General features: G+C 36.8%; 18 protein-coding genes. 16 read left to right on the top strand and 2 right to left on the bottom strand.

The features are described 5' to 3' along the window. Positions 1-10: 10 nt before the first annotated feature. From MHB74_RS22585 to MHB74_RS22560, 6 genes are all read left to right on the top strand, one after another. Positions 11-655, top strand: a complete 645-nt coding sequence (locus MHB74_RS22585) for a FadR/GntR family transcriptional regulator (protein WP_061677038.1) — start codon at positions 11-13, stop codon at positions 653-655. A 185-nt stretch (positions 656-840) separates the two neighbouring features. Continuing rightward, positions 841-1,710, top strand: a complete 870-nt coding sequence (accD, locus tag MHB74_RS22580; RefSeq protein WP_000942872.1) for an acetyl-CoA carboxylase, carboxyltransferase subunit beta — start codon at positions 841-843, stop codon at positions 1,708-1,710. Continuing rightward, the gene (gene accA, locus MHB74_RS22575; RefSeq protein WP_000818786.1) at positions 1,698-2,672 is read left to right on the top strand and encodes an acetyl-CoA carboxylase carboxyl transferase subunit alpha; all 975 of its coding nucleotides are present in this window, start codon (positions 1,698-1,700) and stop codon (positions 2,670-2,672) included. The genes accD and accA overlap by 13 nt, the downstream gene beginning before the upstream one ends. Before the next feature lie 128 nt (positions 2,673-2,800). Next, positions 2,801-3,760 (top strand): 6-phosphofructokinase, encoded by a 960-nt coding sequence (gene pfkA / locus MHB74_RS22570; protein ID WP_000821161.1) that lies wholly within the window; start codon positions 2,801-2,803, stop codon positions 3,758-3,760. 53 nt (positions 3,761-3,813) lie between these two features. Continuing rightward, positions 3,814-5,571, top strand: coding sequence for a pyruvate kinase (pyk, locus tag MHB74_RS22565; protein WP_061677039.1), 1,758 nt, complete (start codon positions 3,814-3,816; stop codon positions 5,569-5,571). A 197-nt stretch (positions 5,572-5,768) separates the two neighbouring features. Beyond that, positions 5,769-6,158: an FxsA family protein gene (locus tag MHB74_RS22560; protein ID WP_061677040.1), complete on the top strand. Its 390-nt coding sequence runs from the start codon at positions 5,769-5,771 to the stop codon at positions 6,156-6,158. 625 nt (positions 6,159-6,783) lie between these two features. Here the strand turns inward: MHB74_RS22560 and ytvI are convergent. Then, the gene (ytvI, locus tag MHB74_RS22555) at positions 6,784-7,902 is read right to left on the bottom strand and encodes a sporulation integral membrane protein YtvI (protein ID WP_061677041.1); all 1,119 of its coding nucleotides are present in this window, start codon (positions 7,900-7,902) and stop codon (positions 6,784-6,786) included. A 421-nt stretch (positions 7,903-8,323) separates the two neighbouring features. Here ytvI and MHB74_RS22550 point away from each other — a divergent pair, with 421 nt between their 5' ends. The 5 genes from MHB74_RS22550 to MHB74_RS22530 all read left to right on the top strand — a co-directional run bounded on the left by MHB74_RS22550 (position 8,324) and on the right by MHB74_RS22530 (position 13,421). Next, positions 8,324-8,785, top strand: coding sequence for a DUF441 domain-containing protein (locus tag MHB74_RS22550; protein ID WP_000625507.1), 462 nt, complete (start codon positions 8,324-8,326; stop codon positions 8,783-8,785). Between the two features lie 386 nt (positions 8,786-9,171). Next, positions 9,172-10,320 carry a citrate synthase gene (gene citZ / locus MHB74_RS22545; RefSeq protein WP_170956880.1) on the top strand — a complete coding sequence of 383 codons (1,149 nt, stop codon included), beginning with the start codon at positions 9,172-9,174 and terminating at the stop codon, positions 10,318-10,320. A 160-nt stretch (positions 10,321-10,480) separates the two neighbouring features. Next, complete coding sequence (gene icd, locus MHB74_RS22540) at positions 10,481-11,773, top strand: NADP-dependent isocitrate dehydrogenase (protein ID WP_000206899.1); 1,293 nt, start codon at positions 10,481-10,483, stop codon at positions 11,771-11,773. A 19-nt stretch (positions 11,774-11,792) separates the two neighbouring features. After that, the gene (gene mdh / locus MHB74_RS22535) at positions 11,793-12,731 is read left to right on the top strand and encodes a malate dehydrogenase (RefSeq protein WP_061677042.1); all 939 of its coding nucleotides are present in this window, start codon (positions 11,793-11,795) and stop codon (positions 12,729-12,731) included. A gap of 216 nt (positions 12,732-12,947) precedes the next feature. Next, positions 12,948-13,421, top strand: coding sequence for a MaoC family dehydratase (locus tag MHB74_RS22530; protein WP_000914190.1), 474 nt, complete (start codon positions 12,948-12,950; stop codon positions 13,419-13,421). A gap of 56 nt (positions 13,422-13,477) precedes the next feature. On the opposite strand, the gene MHB74_RS22525 is transcribed toward MHB74_RS22530, so the two are convergent. After that, positions 13,478-13,609, bottom strand: coding sequence for a hypothetical protein (locus MHB74_RS22525; RefSeq protein ID WP_081110167.1), 132 nt, complete (start codon positions 13,607-13,609; stop codon positions 13,478-13,480). 91 nt (positions 13,610-13,700) lie between these two features. Between MHB74_RS22525 and MHB74_RS22520 the strand changes: the two genes are divergently transcribed. From MHB74_RS22520 to mutM, 5 genes are all read left to right on the top strand, one after another. Next, complete coding sequence (locus MHB74_RS22520) at positions 13,701-13,937, top strand: hypothetical protein (protein ID WP_061677043.1); 237 nt, start codon at positions 13,701-13,703, stop codon at positions 13,935-13,937. A gap of 159 nt (positions 13,938-14,096) precedes the next feature. Next, complete coding sequence (gene phoP / locus MHB74_RS22515) at positions 14,097-14,816, top strand: two-component system response regulator PhoP (protein ID WP_061677044.1); 720 nt, start codon at positions 14,097-14,099, stop codon at positions 14,814-14,816. Next, positions 14,809-16,572, top strand: coding sequence for a sensory box histidine kinase PhoR (gene phoR / locus MHB74_RS22510; protein ID WP_061677045.1), 1,764 nt, complete (start codon positions 14,809-14,811; stop codon positions 16,570-16,572). Before phoP ends, phoR begins: the two co-directional genes overlap by 8 nt. Before the next feature lie 283 nt (positions 16,573-16,855). Then, positions 16,856-19,489 carry a DNA polymerase I gene (gene polA / locus MHB74_RS22505; RefSeq protein ID WP_061677046.1) on the top strand — a complete coding sequence of 878 codons (2,634 nt, stop codon included), beginning with the start codon at positions 16,856-16,858 and terminating at the stop codon, positions 19,487-19,489. A gap of 12 nt (positions 19,490-19,501) precedes the next feature. Then, on the top strand, positions 19,502-20,332 hold the full coding sequence (gene mutM / locus MHB74_RS22500) for a DNA-formamidopyrimidine glycosylase (RefSeq protein ID WP_061677047.1): 831 nt from the start codon (positions 19,502-19,504) through the stop codon (positions 20,330-20,332). The last annotated feature ends 31 nt before the right edge of the window (positions 20,333-20,363 follow it).

Genomic DNA, 20,363 nt, shown 5'->3' with positions numbered 1-20,363 from the left:
GGAATTTCCATTGACATCATCAAATACAAAAGTATATCTCGAAATTGTAAAAAAAATCCGTTCCATTATGGAAGAAGATGGATTGGTGGCGGGGGATCGTTTGCCGTCTGAGCGTGAGTTAAGCTCACGTTTAAACGTAGGGCGTTCCTCTGTAAGAGAAGCATTGCGTGCTTTAGAACTGGTAGGATTGATTGAAACGAGACGTGGTGAAGGGACGTTTATTCGAAACTTTTACGATAACGGTCTTGTACAATTGATTGCGCCGTTCTTGCTGCAAGATGAGAAAACAATTCGTGATTTATTACAAACAAAACGATTGCTTGAGAAAGATATGATTCGAATTGTATGTAATTTACCGAAAGAAACGTTTTCTAAAGTGCTAAGTAAATTACACAAAGTACTTGAAGAAAATGAAAACTCAATTCCAATGCTTCATCAAACGTTCTTTAAAACACTTATTGAACAAGTCGATAATTATTTACTTTATCGCATTTGGATGATCGTAAATGATTACGTATCAACTCTTTCTTGTAAAGTTTCAGGAGATTCTATCGATATGTATAGAAAGCTTTATGCTACTTTGGAAGAAAAACAAGAAAATGATGCACTAAAAATTTACGATGAATTAGTAGAGAATATACAGTTTCACTCGTAATGTATAAAATTTGTCGAAATGACCATGACACGTTATGACAAACATTCTATCGCGTAGCGGTTAAAGTTAAACGTAAAGAGTGAGGTTATTAGACAGATTGAGAAGATAAGGCTAACATCAAACTTTGGTGTTAGCCCAATTTTCTTCTTGCGCTAACCTTAGCTCTCAACGAAGGGGGTCAAATTGTGCTAAGAGATTTATTCGTGAAAAAGAAAAAGTACGCTGCAATACCTTCAGAACAAGTACGAAAAGATGTACCGGATGGCGTTATGACAAAATGTCCGAAATGTAAAAAAATCATGTATACGAAAGAGGTTTTAAAAAATTTAAAAGTATGTGTGAATTGTGGATATCATCATCCTATGAATGCATGGGAACGTCTTGATAGTATATTGGACGAAGGGTCATTCCGTGAGTATGACAAAGAAATGGTTTCATTAAATCCACTCGAGTTTCCAGGATACGAAGAGAAACTAGAGAGCGATCGTAAGAAGACTGAATTGAACGAAGCGGTTGTAACTGGTGAAGGAACAATTGATGACATGCTTGTTGTTGTTGCAGTAATGGATTCTCGTTTTCGAATGGGCAGCATGGGCTCTGTTGTAGGAGAGAAAATTGCCCGTGCAGTTGAAAAAGCATACGACTTACAAGTTCCATTTATTATCTTTACTGCGTCGGGTGGTGCCCGTATGCAAGAAGGGATATTAAGTTTAATGCAAATGGCAAAAACAAGCGTAGCTTTGAAAAAGCATAGTAATGCAGGAGGGTTATTTATTTCTGTTATGACTCACCCAACGACGGGCGGGGTTTCAGCGAGTTTCGCTTCACTTGGTGATTACAATCTTGCAGAGCCAGGTGCACTTATCGGATTTGCTGGTAGACGTGTAATTGAACAAACAGTGCGTGAGAAACTACCGGAAGATTTCCAAACGGCAGAATTTTTATTAGAGCACGGTCAATTAGATGCGGTGGTGCATCGTGATGATATGAGAGAATCGCTCCGTAAGATTTTAGAAGTTCATCAAGGAGGGGAAATGGCTGTATGGCAGAGCTAGAATTTGAGAAACCAGTTGTTGAGCTAAGAAATAAGATTCGTGAACTGAAAGACTATACGAAAAACAGCCAGATGGACTTCAGTGAGGAGATTCGTATTTTGGAAGACAAGTTAGAAAAATTAGAGGAAGATATATACGGCAATATGAAAGTATGGGACCGTGTTCAAATTGCTCGTCATGCAGAACGACCGACAACGCTCGATTATATTGAGCACTTATTTACTAATTTTTTTGAATGTCATGGAGATCGCCTATTTGGCGACGATGCAGCGATTGTCGGCGGCATTGCGAAATATAAGGGGATGCCAGTAACTGTAATTGGGCATCAACGCGGAAAAGATACGAAAGAAAATATTCGTCGTAATTTTGGGATGCCTCATCCAGAAGGATATCGAAAAGCACTTCGTCTAATGAAACAAGCGGAAAAGTTTAATCGTCCTATTATTTGTTTCATTGATACGAAGGGAGCTTATCCTGGGAAAGCAGCTGAAGAACGTGGACAAAGTGAAGCGATCGCCCGTAATTTATTTGAAATGGCGGGTTTAACTGTACCTGTTATTTGTATTGTTATCGGTGAAGGTGGTAGTGGTGGTGCGTTAGGCCTTGGAGTAGGAGATTACATTCATATGCTGGAAAATTCCACGTATTCTGTTATTACACCAGAGGGTGCGGCAGCAATTCTTTGGAAAGACGCTGGTAAAGCAAAAGAAGCTGCGGAAGCGATGAAAATTACAGCATTAGATTTGAAAGAATTAGGTGTAATTGACGAAATCATTCCAGAGGCAAAAGGCGGAGCACATCGTAATATTTTAAAACAATCAGAAAATATAGATTTAATGCTTAAGAAAACTTTTGAACAATTAAGCGGAATTTCGAAAGATGAATTAATCGAAAAACGTTATGAAAAATATATGAAAATTGGGCAAGTTTCGTTTTCAAACGCTTCCATTGGGATAAAATAATAAAAGCGTGCGTTCCTCTTCGCGAATGCACGTTTTTATTATGAAAAGACACATCTTCTCCATTGTGTTTTTATATTTTTTCGTGTTATTTTATTATAAGGCAAATAATCTTTATGAGGTGAGTACAAATGAAACGTATTGGTGTATTAACAAGTGGTGGAGATTCACCTGGTATGAATGCTGCCATTCGTGCAGTTGTTCGTAAAGCGATTTTCCATGATATTGAAGTATATGGTATTTACCATGGATACGCTGGTTTAATTTCTGGTCATATTGAAAAATTAGAACTTGGTTCTGTTGGCGATATTATCCACCGTGGTGGTACAAAATTATATACAGCAAGATGTCCTGAGTTTAAAGATCCAGAAGTACGACTAAAAGGTATCGAGCAATTAAAGAAACACGGTATCGAAGGACTTGTTGTTATTGGTGGAGATGGTTCTTACCAAGGTGCTAAAAAATTAACTGAACAAGGATTCCCATGTGTTGGTGTACCAGGTACAATCGACAATGATATTCCTGGAACAGACTTCACAATTGGTTTCGATACAGCTTTAAATACTGTTATTGATGCAATTGATAAAATTCGTGACACAGCTACATCTCATGAACGTACATATGTTATTGAAGTAATGGGACGTCATGCTGGAGATATCGCATTATGGGCTGGTTTAGCTGATGGTGCTGAAACAATTTTAATTCCAGAAGAAGAGTATGACATGGAAGATGTTATTGCTCGTCTGAAGCGTGGTAGTGAACGTGGTAAAAAACACAGTATTATCATTGTGGCTGAAGGTGTTGGAAGTGCAATTGACATCGGTAAGCATATTGAAGAAGCAACAAACTTTGATACTCGTGTAACTGTGTTAGGTCACGTACAACGTGGTGGATCACCAAGTGCTCAAGACCGTGTATTAGCAAGTCGTCTTGGCGCAAGAGCAGTTGAATTATTAATTGCTGGTAAAGGTGGACGTTGTGTAGGTATTCAAGATAATAAACTTGTTGATCATGACATTATCGAAGCGTTAGCTCAAAAGCATACAATCGATAAAGATATGTATCAATTATCTAAAGAATTATCCATCTAATCGGCTTAATGTCGGATATTTGGGAACGGTTTCATAATTTTCGGAGGTGCAATATGCGTAAAACTAAAATTGTATGTACTATAGGTCCTGCTAGTGAAAGTATTGAGAAATTAGAACAATTAATCGAAGCGGGTATGAACGTTGCTCGTTTAAACTTCTCTCATGGTAGCCATGAAGAGCACGGCGCTCGTATTAAAAACATTCGTGAAGCTTCAAAGAAAACTGGTAAAACAGTTGGTATCTTACTTGATACAAAAGGTCCAGAAATCCGTACTCACGACTTCGTAGACGGACAAGCTGAGCTTGTAACAGGTGCAGAAGTAGTTCTTTCTACTGAGCAAGTATTAGGTACTGCAGAGAAGTTCTCTGTATCTTATGCTGGTCTTTATGACGATGTAGACCCAGGTTCTCGTATTCTAATCGATGACGGTCTTATCGAACTAGAAGTAATCGAAAAAGCTGACGGAAACATCCGTACAAAAGTTCTTAACAGCGGAACTGTAAAAAACAAAAAAGGTGTTAACGTACCAAACGTAAGCATTAAGCTTCCTGGTATCACTGAAAAAGACGTAAAAGATATCGTTTTCGGTATCGAGCAAAAAGTTGATTTCATCGCAGCTTCATTCGTACGTAAAGCATCTGACGTATTAGAAATCCGTGAATTATTAGAAGAGCATAAAGCTCAATATATCCAAATCGTACCAAAAATCGAAAACCAAGAGGGTATCGATAACATCGATTCAATCTTAGAAGTTTCTGACGGTTTAATGGTAGCTCGTGGTGATATGGGTGTAGAAATTCCACCAGAAGAAGTACCATTAGTACAAAAACGTCTAATCAAAAAATGTAACGTGTTAGGTAAACCAGTTATTACTGCGACACAAATGTTAGATTCTATGCAACGTAACCCACGTCCAACTCGTGCGGAAGCAAGTGACGTAGCTAACGCAATCTTCGATGGTACAGATGCAATCATGCTTTCAGGTGAAACAGCTGCTGGTCAATACCCAGTAGAAGCAGTAACAATGATGGCTAACATTGCAGTACGTGTTGAAAAATCATTACAGTATGAAGATATGTTCAAAAAACGTATTAAAGAGTTCACTCCAACAATTACAGATGCAATTAGCCAATCTGTTGCGCATACAGCACTTGCTCTTGATGTAGCTGCAATCGTAGCTCCAACAGAAAGTGGATATACTGCAAAAATGATCTCTAAATACCGTCCAAAATCTCCAATCGTAGCTGTAACATCTGACGAGCAAGTAGGACGTCGTCTTGCACTTGTTTGGGGTGTACAAGCATTTATGGCTGGAAAACGTGCAGCGTCTACTGACGAAATGTTAGATACTGCAATTCAAACAGGTATGGATGCAGGTCTAATTGGACTTGGAGACACTGTAGTAATCACTGCTGGTGTACCAGTTGCTGAAACAGGTACAACAAACTTAATGAAAATCCACGTTGTTGGTGAAGAAGTTGCAAAAGGACAAGGAATCGGTCGTAAAGCTGCAAAAGGTAAAGTAGTTGTAGCGAAAACAGCTGCTGAAGCTGTAGCGAACGTAAACAAAGGTGATATCCTTGTTACAACAAGCACTGATAAAGATATGATTCCTGCAATTGAAAAAGCTGCTGCTCTAGTTGTAGAAGAAGGCGGCCTAACAAGCCACGCGGCTGTTGTAGGTGTATCAATCGGTATTCCTGTTATCGTTGGTGTAAACGGCGTAACAGCAACTTTAAAAAATGGCCAAGAAGTAACAGTTGATGCGGCACGCGGAATTGTTTATAATGGACATGCGGAAGTGCTATAAGTAATACGGAGAGAAGGATCGGAGTCCTTCTCTTTTTTTTACACAAAAATGAGTTATAACTAGCTTGAGACGTCTGAAATTGCTTTTAAAAGCTATTTATTATGAGGTTTGATAAGAAATGTATTCGGCTTTTATATGGTGTATATGAGCGTTGTGAGGGCGTTTAAAGCGATGGTATATGAGAGGAGTGTAGAACTATGAAGTGGTTACTATTCTTGTTTATTTTAATACCGGCGATTGAGATTACAGTCTTAATTGGATCGAGTCATGTAATAGGTTTATGGTCTACGTTCGCTATGATTGTATTTACGGGTGTTGTAGGTGTCTATTTGGCGAAAAGGCAAGGATTTAAAGTACTTGGAGAGATTCAATCTAAGTTGAATAGAGGAGAAATGCCAGGAGCGGCAGTACTCGATGGTATTTTTATCTTTGTAGGAGGTATTCTTTTGGTACTTCCTGGATATGTAACGGATATAATAGGCTTTATCTTTGTTCTTCCTGTGACGAGGGCTTTATTGAAGCCGTTTGTTATGAAATGGATGGAATGGAAGTTTAGAAAGAACTCTACTATTATCGTTCAGAAATAGTGCTTAGATTATAGCGATCTAAGCACTATTTTTTTTGCCCGCAAAAGGATGGGGGTGGATGAAGCTCTGTTGATTAAAGTTTTGTTATATCATGCTTTAAAATTTGATGAGTGCGAAGGAGTTAAGTGGAAGTCGGATTGCCCATGACAGTTAATAATCGGTGGTGGGAAAAATCCGTATTAATTGTTATCTTACTTTAGTATATTTGCTGTGTGTTTTGTGATTGGATATGTGATTTGGGGAGTTGATAGCTCTTAATGAGTGTGCTGCAAGAAAAAATGTGAACTCAAACTTGTTTTGTATATAAAAAGAATCCATTGTCATCGAAAAAGTTAGATACGAGTAGGGGAGTTATTAGTTTAAGTCTCATTCTAAGCTATTTTGTATATTTATTCATTTACATAAAAAGTAATAAATGTAAGTAATAATTATGAAAACGATAGAATAAATATGTAAAAAGACATCAAAATATGCGTTTTTTATACAAAAAAACAAGAGAATGATCCTTTTTGGGTGCAATTCTCTTGTTGGATGTAATGAGTATGAAAAATAAGTACAAGGAATAATCAGTGGGATTTTCCCACTGATTACATGTAAGTTTTTGTTGTATATGAATTAGAAACTATTATTTTGAAGGTGTGCCTTTAATATATTTCCACAAATCATGGAATACACGAGCTTTGTGCAATGTATTAAGTAGTACTAAGGTGACTGGACCGATGATTAATCCTAAAAAGCCAAAGAGTTTAAAGCCGACAAATAGAGCAATCAGTGTTGCTAATGGATCGAGGCCGATATTAGAAGAAAGTACTTTAGGCTCCATAATTTGTCTTTGGACAATCACGACGATGTATAAGATGAGAAGACCGATGGCGAAAGCAGTGTCGCCAGTGAAAAATATGTATATAACCCAAGGAACGAAGACGGCGCCTGTTCCTAGATAGGGGAGTAAATCTACAACCCCTGTAATAATCGCGATAGTAATGGCGTATGGTACGCGTAATATTAACAGTCCGATTAGTACAATAACAGTTGTCATAGATACGAGTGTAAGTTGAGCTTTAACAAAACCAAATAATGCTTTTCTTAAATCAACAAAAATAGTTTTTCCATAGCCATGAACACGATTTGGCAAAAATTTTCTTACTTTCTGAGCAAGACGGTGCCAATCGTAACTAATGAAGAAAGTGGCTAATAAAACGAATACAAGAACAGTTAAAGTTGTTGGTAATGCACTAATGAAATTTGTTAACCCGCTGATAATAGCAGTTAAAAGTTCTTTCATTTGCGTCGTTGCTTCGGTTCCTAAGTTTTGAATGTTTTGTGTAATCGTATAGCGCTGTGGTTCCCCAAGATGATTAAATTTAGAAATTAAATCATCATAGAGAGGCATAATATGATTAAGTGCAAATTGTTGCGCGAATGCAACGATATCTGGAAACTTTACTGTAACAAGTTGTAGTAAGTATGTTGTGGCAGATATTGCTTCTGTTACAAGATATGTAACGAGTCCGACGATAGCTCCGAATACGAGAATTAAGCTAACGAGTACTGCTAGTGCGCGAGGAAATTGTAGTTTTTGATTAAGGAAATTGACGACAGGATTAATCAAATAAGCAAATGCGAAAGCGATAATAAAAGGGTAGATAAGTCCTGACATATATAGTAATGCATAGAACCCGGCTACCGTTGCTACAATGACAAATATGAGTCGCAATATCATATATAGTAAGTTTCGGTTCAAAGATGTATACCTCCCATTCCAATTTGGATTATCCTAGTTCGTTCAACTTATAACGAGTGTGTCGCCACTGATTAAAGTTTCACTTTATGTTATAGTGGAATGATGGATTTTTCCTGCTTTTTCAGTATATGAGTGACCGGAAAAGCTTGGTGTTGATGCTTCTACTATATGGTAAAAACTTCATTTTCTCTTCTTTTTATTTTACCTGTTTCTTATTAGAAAAGAAAGGAGAGACGACCATTTTTAAAAATGTATATATGCTTAAATTTTTGATGGTTAGCGTTTCGATTTGGCATTTTAAAATATGTGAAAAATGAAGTGGTTATTGTTGCATATACATCGATATAGCATGTATAACGATAGGTTTAAAGGTATTTTTGTTTGGAAATGAGTTCATTATTTTCAGAAAGGAAGTGCAAACATGATTAGTCAGTCAACGTTATTTTTATTCATACTACTTATTATAGGACTTATTGCGAAAAACCAATCGCTTACTGTAGCCATTGGTGTGTTATTTTTATTGAAATTTACGTTTTTAGGAGATAAAGTCTTTCCTTATCTACAAACGAAAGGGATTAACCTCGGTGTTACGGTTATTACAATAGCAGTACTCGTACCGATTGCGACAGGGGAAATAGGTTTTAAACAACTTGGAGAAGCGGCGAAATCGTATTATGCATGGATTGCTTTAGCTTCAGGGGTAGCGGTGGCTTTGTTAGCGAAAGGCGGCGTACAATTATTGACGACGGATCCTCATATTACAACTGCGCTCGTTTTCGGTACAATTATAGCGGTTGCTTTATTTAATGGGGTTGCTGTAGGTCCATTAATTGGGGCTGGAATTGCCTATGCAGTTATGAGTATTATACAGATGTTTAAATAAGGAATTTTATAGTAATATAAAATTTTTGAATTCTTTCTGTTCACAAAAGTCAGATAATTGTTTATAATAGGATTAGAAACTTTGAAAAGTTACATAACAGCAGAGACTTTACACCAGATAAAATAAAAACAACATAAAACAATTTTATAATGATATTGTTTTATGTTGTTTTTATCATAAAACTCTTCGGAATTAATTGTCCTCACTAACTTGTTGTTTTGAGCGTGAGGATTCGGGGAGACATTCACGCTCATGCTTTCCATGTAAACAATGGACATAAGAGGGGAACATCGCAACAAATTTGCATGATCGTGCATTTTGCTTGCCTAAAGAGTGAACGGGCGTTCATAATTCAAAAGGGGAGCAAATAGATATAAGGAGCAAGGTTGGGAGAATTTTCAGGAAAAGGAGAGAATGTCATGACTGTTATTCGAGGTTTAGAAGGGGTAGTAGCAACAACATCATCTGTGAGCTCTATTATTGATGATACATTAACGTATGTTGGGTATAATATTGATGATTTAGCTGAGAATGCTACATTTGAAGAAGTAGTGTACTTATTATGGCATCGCAAGCTTCCTAATGAACAAGAACTAGCGAAATTTAAAGAGACTGTATCGGAATACTATAAAGTTCCAGGTGAGATTTTAACATATTTGAAACAAGTAGATTTAAAAATTGCACATCCGATGTCTGTTTTACGAACTGCAATTTCCATGCTATCATTATACGATGAGAGCGCTGAAATTATGGATGAAAACTCCAATTATTTGAAAGCGGTTAAATTGCAGGCTCAAGTAGGAACTTTAGTTGCTGCTTATGCGAGAATTCGTAAAGGTTTAGATGTTGTTGAGCCTAGAAACGATTTATCATTAGCTGCAAACTTCTTGTATATGTTAAATGATCGCGAGCCAAATGAAGTTGAAATTGAAGCTTTTGATAAGGCGCTTGTACTTCATGCAGATCATGAGTTAAACGCTTCTACATTTACTGCACGTGTTTGTGTAGCTACACTGTCAGATGTATATTCTGGTATTACGGCAGCAATCGGTGCGTTAAAAGGTCCTCTTCACGGCGGGGCAAATGAAAATGTAATGAAGATGTTAACTGAAATTGGCGAAGAAGAAAATGTAGAATCATATATTCATAATGCTCTTCAAAATAAAGTGAAAATCATGGGCTTTGGCCACCGTGTATATGAGCAGGGTGATCCGCGTGCGAAACATTTACGTGAAATGTCCAAGAGATTATGCGTGCTTTTAGGAGAAGACAAATGGTATAATATGTCTATCAAAATTGAAGACATTGTAACAAAAGAAAAAGGTCTTCCACCAAATGTTGATTTCTATTCAGCTTCTGTATACCATTGTTTAGGAATTGACCATGACTTATTTACACCTATTTTTGCAATTAGCCGTATGTCAGGCTGGTTAGCTCATATTCTAGAACAATATGAAAACAACCGTTTAATCCGTCCACGTGCTGATTATAATGGGCCAACACATCAAGTGTATGTTCCAATTGCACAACGATAAGCGAAAAACACTATTTTGATAGTGAAAATACGCTTTCAAAAGTCTGATTTTTTCGGAAAGACGTAATGATTAGAATATTTTAATTTGAATAACGGTTTGAACTGAGGGGTTATTCCCTCAGTTTCATACATATGAAATTTCAAACATGGGGGTTATCACATTGACGACAGGTGAAAAAATTACTGTAACTAACGGTGTTATGAATGTACCAAACAATCCGATTATTCCATTTATCGAAGGAGATGGAATTGGTCCTGATATTTGGGCAGCTGCATCTCGTGTACTAGAAGCAGCAGTTGAAAAAGCTTATGATGGTGAGAAGAAAATCGTTTGGAAAGAAGTGCTTGCAGGGGAAAAAGCATTCAACCAAACAGGCGAGTGGTTACCAGAAGAAACTTTAAATTTAATCCGTGAATATTTAATCGCGATTAAAGGTCCACTTACAACTCCAGTTGGCGGTGGTATTCGTTCTCTAAACGTAGCGCTTCGTCAAGAGTTAGATTTATATGTATGTCTACGTCCAGTTCGTTATTTTGAAGGTGTTCCTTCACCTGTAAAACGTCCGGAAGATACTGATATGGTTATTTTCCGTGAGAATACAGAAGACATTTATGCTGGAATTGAATATGCACAAGGATCTCCAGAAGCAGAAAAAGTTCTTGCTTTCTTAAAAGAAGCGATGGGCGTTAATAAAATCCGCTTCCCAGAAACATCTGGTATTGGTATTAAACCAATCTCAGAAGAAGGGACAAAGCGTCTTGTTCGTGCTGCAATTCAATATGCAATTAACGAAAAACGTTCTTCTGTTACATTAGTTCATAAAGGAAACATTATGAAATTTACAGAAGGTGCTTTCAAAAACTGGGGTTACGAAGTAGCGGAACAAGAATTCGGCGATAAAGTATTTACTTGGGCTGAATATGACCGTATCGTTGAGAAAGATGGTAAAGATGCAGCGAATAAAGCGATGGCAGATGCTGAAGTGGCTGGAAAAATCATCGTAAAAGATTCTATTGCAGACATCTTCTTACAACAAATTTTAACTCGTCCACGTGAGTTCGATGTTGTTGCAACAATGAACTTAAACGGAGACTATATCTCTGATGCGCTTGCTGCACAAGTAGGTGGAATTGGTATTGCACCTGGTGCAAACATTAACTATGTGACTGGACATGCTATCTTTGAAGCTACACACGGTACAGCTCCAAAATATGCAGGTTTAGACAAAGTAAACCCATCTTCAGTTCTTCTTTCTGGTGTATTATTATTAGAGCACTTAGGATGGAACGAAGCTGCGAAATTAGTAACTGCTTCTGTTGAGAACACAATTGCTTCAAAAGTAGTAACTTATGATTTCGCACGCTTAATGGAAGGTGCAACAGAAGTGAAATGTTCTGAGTTCGCTAATGAACTTATTAAAAACATGGATGTAGCGATAATCAAAAACGCATAATTAAAGCGGGGGGTAAATTATGACAATCAAACGCAAGAAAGTTTCAGTCATCGGTGCAGGATTTACAGGAGCAACAACAGCATTCTTATTAGCACAAAAAGAACTTGCAGATGTTGTATTAGTGGACATTCCACAACTGGAAAATCCAACAAAAGGGAAAGCGTTAGATATGTTAGAAGCGAGCCCAGTACAAGGTTTTGATGCTAACATTATTGGAACATCTGATTACGCAGATACTGCTGATTCTGACGTTGTCGTTATTACAGCAGGTATTGCACGTAAGCCTGGTATGAGCCGTGATGACTTAGTAGCAACAAACTCTAAAATTATGAAAAGTATTACGCGCGACATTGCAAAACATTCACCAAATGCGATTATTCTTGTATTAACAAATCCAGTTGATGCAATGACATATTCTGTATTTAAAGAAGCAGGATTTCCGAAAGAGCGTGTTATCGGTCAATCGGGCGTATTAGATACAGCTCGTTTCCGTACATTTATTGCACAAGAATTAAATCTTTCTGTGAAAGACATTACAGGATTTGTTCTTGGTGGCCACGGTGACGATATGGTACCTCTTGTACGTTATTCTTATGCAGGTGGCATTCCGTTAGAAACGTTAATTCCGAAAGAGCGTTTAGAAGCAATCGTAGAACGTACCCGTAAAGGTGGCGGCGAAATTGTAGGCTTATTAGGAAACGGTAGTGCATATTACGCACCAGCTGCTTCTTTAGTTGAAATGACAGAAGCAATCTTAAAAGATCAACGCCGTGTATTACCGGCTATTGCGTACCTTGAAGGTGAATATGGTTATAGCGACCTTTACTTAGGGGTACCAGTAATTCTAGGTGGTAACGGAATTGAAAAAATTATTGAGTTAGAACTTCTTGCAGATGAAAGAGAAGCGTTAGATCGCTCTGTAGAATCTGTACGTAATGTTATGAAGGTTCTTGTTTAATAATTAAATATGAGCGGAAAAAGATTCGGGGCCCCGAATCTTTTTCTACTATTTATTCAAATGTTTTTTTGAAATAATATGAAAACGCTATCATTTGGTGTATCCTATAATGAAACTATAGATTTATACTATACATTGCCCTCATCATAGTAAATTTCGGATTAGGTATCGGTTTTAGTAGGATAATAAGGTGGAAAAATCGGAGGGGGTTGTAACATGTTAAAGAAAAAAGTTCAAATTGGTCGTAGAATGGATGAAATTACAGTAGGAGAGAAATTATCTATCACTGAAAAAATTGAGGATAAAGATTTGTTATTGTACTTAGGGTTAACAAATGATGCCAATCCATTATATATTCAGCATGATTACGCATCCCAAACTCCGTATGAAAAGCCGATTGTACCAAGCATTATGCTAACGGGAATGATTACAACGGCAGTTACGAAATATTTACCAGGTCCAGGTAGTCATATTACAAGGAAGGACCTTACGTTCGTGAAGCATGTTCACCATTATGAAACGTTACAAATCCACTTTGAAGTTGTGGCTGTTTCCGAGGAGGAACATACAATTGATATGCTTGTATCTGCCCATGATGAAAAAGGAGAAACGGTTGTAAAGGGCTCTTTAACAGTAACGCCACCTTTTAAATCAGTTTCTATTATGGAAAAAGCATTAGATAATTTTTAAAACATGAAAATATGAATAGCGCTAGCATACCTTAATATAAGGGGCTAGCGCTATTTTTAGTTGAGGAACCCTTCTTTGAACCCTTCAGCAAATTCTGAACAACCTGTTTTAATCGTATCCCAGCTCGGTACGTTAAAGGTAAGGAAACATGTAACTACTAAAGTTAAAATAGGTAGTAATATTCGCATAATAGACCTCTCTATATTCTATTTATTTATATATTTAAATTAATAATATATTTATTGGTAATTGAAGTCAATGAAAGGTGTGATTTTTAAGGTGAAGTGGAAAAAAGAAGACGTTATCTTTGAAACGATGAGAGAAGCTGAAGTGTGGGCAGACGCGGTCGCGAATGAAATGTACGGAAGAGTATTTGATGGATATGAAACGCTAGACTATAAAATAGCGTATGCTCTTGCGTTTTTGTTAGCGAAAAATCGAGAATTTAATATTTATACGGAAGTAGAATGTAATGAAACTATAGAAGTGTATAAAGTATGGATAATAATAAGTTAATGAAGCTGAGTGTAATTGTTTTTAGGAATAATGATAGTACAAATGAGCTCCATGTATAGACAATTATATTGAGAGGGACCTTGTTTTCTAGTATGATGAGAATAACGGGGAAAATACTAGGATGAAGAAGGTTTCAAGTCTATAACTTGGAGGAAAAGAATGAACAATCGTATTTTAGTAGTTGATGATGAGGAGTTTATCTTAACTTTAATTGAATTTAATCTACAACAAGCTGGGTTTGAGGTTATAACAGCGATGGATGGAGAGATGGCGCTTCAAAAAGCGACAACAGAACGCCCAGATTTAATTATATTAGATTTAATGCTTCCAAAAATGGATGGTATGGAAGTGTGTAAAGAATTACGATTGCAGCGCGTTATGACGCCTATTTTAATGTTAACAGCAAAAGATGATGAATTTGATAAGGTGCTAGGTCTTGAACTTGGGGCAGATGATTATATGACGAAGCCGTTTAGCCCGAGGGAAGTTGTTGCGCGTGTGAAGGCAATTTTGCGCCGCACGAAATTGCAACAAGAAGAACAAGTTAAAGAAACATCAGATGAAGAGAGCATCACAATTGCTGAACTTAAAATTTTGCCGGAATTTTATGAGGCTTATTTCCAAGGAAGAAAGCTTGAATTAACACCAAAAGAATTTGAACTACTTGTTTATCTTGCGAAAAATAAAAGTCGCGTGTTGACACGTGATCAATTATTAAGTGCTGTATGGAACTATGATTTTGCTGGTGATACACGAATTGTTGACGTTCATATTAGCCATTTGCGCGATAAAATTGAACAAAATACGAAAAAACCGACGTACATTAAAACGATACGTGGTTTAGGATATAAATTAGAGGAGCCAAAAGGGGATGAATAAATTTCGTTCCAGGCTTCTTTTTACATTTGTTTCTCTTATTGTTTTTATTTTAGTTGGACTAGGTCTATTGCTGGAAACTGTGTTTGAAAACTATTATATAGAACATGCAAAAGAGAGAATGGTAAAAGAGACAGAGTATGTTGCAGTATTAGCAGAAGAACAAGGTTTTGATGATGTCTTAAAAAATCCATATGTATTTGAAAAGTTAGAAGAAAAAATACAGGCTTCTATTGCATTTGTAGATGAAAAAAAGAAAGTGCAATATAGCGGCGGAGAACAGTCTGCGTTTAGCCAAGGGATAATGAAAGAACTTACTTCTGAAACAACGAAACAAAGAAATAAAGTCATTACGAAAGAAACAGATCAGAATAATGAATTTTACCATGCGGTGTTCGTTCAAGATGTGGCAGGGAAACAAGGGTATATTTTGGTGAAAAGTACAATTGAGCCTTTGAAAGCTGTTCATCAAAAAACGTGGGGATTATTAATTATCGGATTTGTTATCGCTTGTCTCGTAGTCGTATTTTTAGGTATGAAAATTACAGGGCAATATATTAGGCCGATTGAATCCGTTACGAAAGTGGCTATTGAATTAGCGAAGGGAAATTATAAAGCACGCGCTTATGAAAGTCATTCGGATGAAACAGGAATGCTGAGTAAAGCGATTAATATTTTAGCCCGTAATTTACAAGAGATGACACTTGAGCAAGAAATGCAACAAGATCGTCTGCATACGTTAATTGAAAATATGGGCAGCGGAATGATTTTAATTGATAGCCGCGGTTATATAAACCTTGTAAACCGTTCGTATAAGGAGACTTTCCACGTAACAGATGAAGAATATTTAGATCGTTTATATTATGAGTCGTTTCATCATACAGAAATTATAGAGCTCGTGGAAGAAATCTTTATGACAGAAGTGAAAGTGCGTAAACAAATGTTATTGCCGCTTGGAATTGAGCGAAAGCATTTCGAAGTATATGGAGCACCAATTATCGGGACGAACCATGAATGGAAAGGGATTGTTCTTGTATTCCATGACATTACTGAGCTAAAGAAATTAGAACAAATGAGAAAAGACTTTTTAGCGAATGTTTCTCATGAACTAAAGACACCGATTACTTCTATTAAAGGTTTTTCAGAAACGCTCTTGGACGGTGCGATGGATAATAAAAAATTCTGCGAACATTTCTTGCACATTATTTTAAAAGAAAGTGAACGCATGCAAGGGTTAATTGAAGATTTATTAGATTTATCAAAGATTGAGCAACAAGGATTTAAATTGAGTATGGGGACCGTTGATATGAAGGGACTTCTTGAAGACATTCATATGATGCTTGATAACAAAGCAGGAGAAAAAGAAATTTCTTTACAAGTAAATGCGCTAAAAGGAGTCTCGGTCATTGGAGATCCGAGTCGTTTGAAGCAAATCTTTATTAATTTAATGAATAACGCAATCGTATATACGCCGGCTGGAGGCGTTGTTTCTGTAGAATTAGCAGAAGATAAATATAATGCTTATATAAAGGTATCTGATACGGGAATTGGTATTAGTAAAGATGAAATTCCGCGTATTTTTGAACGCTTTTACCGAGTGGATAAAGCGAGAAGTAGAAATACTGGTGGTACAGGCCTTGGGTTATCAATTGTAAAGCATTTAGTTGAGGCGCATCACGGTACGATTACAGTGGATAGTGAAGTTGGGGAAGGGACAACATTTACAGTTGTTTTACCAAAATCAGCAACTGAAAAATAGGATGAAGGATGTTTACAATATATTAACAATGGCTTAATTAAATATTAATAAAGCTCTGTTAATATAATACATGAAAACCCCTTCATCCAAGGAGTAATTTTGGACGAGAATAGTTATGCTGTTCTCGTCACTTCCCTTTTATATTAGTAAACGTTTGTATATATAATAGAAAATAGCCGTTATTTTTCTTCTCTCTATTAGTCATGTTAATATAGAGAGAGGAAAGGAACGGTTTTTTTCTGTGAAAAAAATCATTTCAAATTTGTATGGGGAGGTTTCTGTTTTGGAAAAAAAGGTCGTATTAGTAGATGGTAATAATATCGCGTATCGTGCTTTCTTTGCACTACCGCTTTTAAATAACGACAAAGGTATACATACGAACGCAATTTACGGTTTTACAATGATGTTAATGAGAATCTTAGAGGAAGAAAAACCGACGCATATGTTAGTAGCGTTTGATGCGGGTAAAACAACGTTCCGTCATAAAACGTATAGTGATTATAAAGGAGGACGTCAAAAGACTCCACCTGAATTGTCAGAGCAATTCCCGTTTATTCGTGAGATGCTGGATGCATTCAATGTACCGCGTTATGAATTAGAAAATTATGAAGCGGATGACATTATGGGAACGCTAGCGAAAGAAGCAAGTGAACAAGGAGCAAATGTAAAAGTTATTTCAGGAGATAAAGATTTACTTCAGCTTGTTTCTGATAACACGCTTGTATGCATTCCTCGAAAAGGGATTACAGAAGTAGATGAATATACGAAAGAAGCTTTATTTGAGAAATACAGCTTATCACCAAAGCAAATTATCGATATGAAAGGTTTAATGGGAGACCAATCAGATAATATTCCAGGGGTACCAGGAGTTGGTGAAAAAACTGCGATTAAATTGTTAACACAGTTTGGAACGGTTGAAGAAGTGTATGAAAATATAGAGCAAGTAAGCGGAAAGAAATTAAAAGAAAAGCTAGAAGCAAATAAAGACCAAGCTCTTATGAGTAAAGATCTTGCAACTATTATTACAGATGCGCCGATTACAGTGCATGTGGATGATATGGAGTATAAAGGATATGAAGCAAGTGATGTCATTCCAATGTTCGAGAATTTAGGATTTACATCTCTTTTAAATAAATTAGGTGTTACGCCAGAAGAAACGGCTCCAGCTGAATTAGATGATATTACATTTGATATTGTGGAAGAAGTTACAGAAGAAATGCTTCAGCAAGATAGTGCGCTTATTGTTGAAGTGCAAGAAGATAACTATCATAAAGCGGACATTCAAGGTTTTGGTATTCAAAATGAAAATGGCTGTTACTTTATTCAGAAGGACATTGCATTTGCATCGGATGCTTTCAAAGCGTGGCTTGCAGATGGAGAAATGAGAAAGCACACATTTGATGCGAAGCGTGCAATTGTGGCACTTAAATGGAATGATATAGATATGCAAGGGATTGACTTTGATCTATTAATCGCTGCTTATTTACTTGACCCAGCTGATACGGATAAAGATTTCCGTACTGTAGCGAAAATGAAAGAAACGCATGCCGTGAAATCCGATGAAGAAGTTTACGGAAAAGGTGCAAAGCGTGCTGTTCCAGAGCTAGAAGTAGTAGCGGAGCATGTAGCTCGTAAAGTGCACGTATTATATGATGTAAAGCAAACATTCGTAGAAGAGTTGCAAAAGAATGAGCAATATGAACTGTTTACAGAGTTAGAATTACCACTTGCGCGTGTATTAGCTGATATGGAAGTAAAAGGTGTAAAAGTTGATACGGAGCGTCTTCGTAATATGGGAGAAGAACTTGCAGGTAGATTAAAGGAAATGGAACAGGAAATTTATAAGCTTGCGGGAACAGAATTTAATATTAATTCACCGAAGCAGCTTGGTGTTATTCTGTTTGAGAACTTAAACTTACCAGTTATTAAAAAGACGAAAACAGGTTATTCTACGTCAGCTGATGTACTAGAAAAGCTTATGGATCGCCATGAAATCATTCCAAACATTTTACATTATCGTCAATTAGGGAAACTAAATTCAACTTATATCGAAGGTTTATTAAAAGTTGTACATGAAGATTCATCTAAAATCCATACTCGTTTCAATCAAGTATTAACACAAACAGGTCGATTAAGTTCAACGGATCCGAACTTGCAAAATATCCCGATTCGATTAGAAGAAGGAAGAAAGATTCGTCAGGCATTTGTTCCATCAGAAGAAGGATGGATTATGTACGCGGCAGATTATTCGCAAATTGAACTTCGTGTATTAGCTCATATTGCAAATGATAAAGGGCTAGTTGACGCGTTCCAACATGACATGGATATTCATACGAAAACAGCTATGGATGTATTTGGCATTGAAAAAGATGAAGTAACTTCAAATATGAGACGACAAGCGAAAGCTGTTAACTTCGGAATTGTGTATGGTATTAGTGACTACGGTCTTTCACAAAACTTAGGAATTACAAGAAAAGCAGCAGCGGAATTTATTGAAAAGTATTTAGAAAGCTTCCCTGGTGTACAAGAATACATGGACGACATCGTAAAAGATGCGAAACAAAAAGGATATGTGGCTACATTATTAAATCGCCGCCGTTATATTCCGGAAATTACGAGTCGTAATTTCAATTTACGTAGCTTTGCTGAGCGTACAGCTATGAATACACCAATTCAAGGTACTGCAGCAGATATTATTAAAAAAGCGATGATTATTATGGCAGATCGTTTAGAAGAAGAAGGATTACAAGCGCGTCTTCTTCTGCAAGTACACGATGAATTGATATTTGAAGCACCACAAGAAGAAATTGAAAAATTAGAGAAGCTTGTACCAGAAGTAATGGAGCATGCGATTGAACTTGCAGTTCCGCTGAAAGTTGATTATTCTTACGGTCCAACTTGGTACGACGCAAAATAAGGAAGTGATGAGATGCCTGAATTACCAGAGGTTGAAAACGTCAGACGGACACTTGAAAACCTTGTAACAGGAAAAACGATTGAAGATGTCATTGTTACGTATCCGAAAATAGTAAAAAGACCGGATGATGCAGAAATTTTTAAAGAAATGCTAAGAGGCGAGAAGATTGAAAATATAAAGCGAAGAGGAAAGTTTTTGCTTTTATATGTAACGAATTATGTTATTGTTTCGCACTTGCGTATGGAAGGTAAGTTTTTACTGCATCAAGAGGGTGAACCAATTGATAAGCATACGCACGTCCGTTTCTTATTTACAGATGGAACTGAATTACATTATAAAGATGTGAGAAAGTTTGGTACGATGCATCTCTTTAAGAAAGGTGAAGAGTTGAATCAAATGCCTCTTGCTGACTTAGGTCCGGAGCCATTTGATGCTGAATTGACACCGCAGTATTTACAAGAAAGATTGCAAAAGACCAATCGTAAAATCAAAGTTGTATTATTAGACCAGCGACTTTTAGTAGGGCTTGGAAATATATATGTAGATGAAGTTTTATTCCGCTCTCAAATTCATCCGGAAAGAGAAGCGTCGTCTTTAACAGCAGAAGAAATTGAACGAATTTACGAGGCGACTGTTACAACGCTAGGCGAAGCAGTGAAGCGTGGCGGAAGTACAATTCGAACGTATATCAACTCGCAAGGGCAAATTGGTTCGTTCCAAGAACTTCTAAATGTATACGGAAAAAAGGGAGAACCATGTGTAACTTGCGGTACGATATTAGAAAAAACAGTTGTTGGGGGAAGAGGAACGCATTACTGCCCAATTTGTCAGCCAAGAATATAGAAAAGAGATAACATCGGATAGGCATTTGTCA

Origin of the sequence: Bacillus sp. FSL K6-0069, from assembly GCF_038007785.1 — a bacterium.
GTDB lineage: Bacteria > Bacillota > Bacilli > Bacillales > Bacillaceae_G > Bacillus_A > Bacillus_A mobilis.
This window is presented reverse-complemented; position numbering and strand designations above follow the sequence as displayed.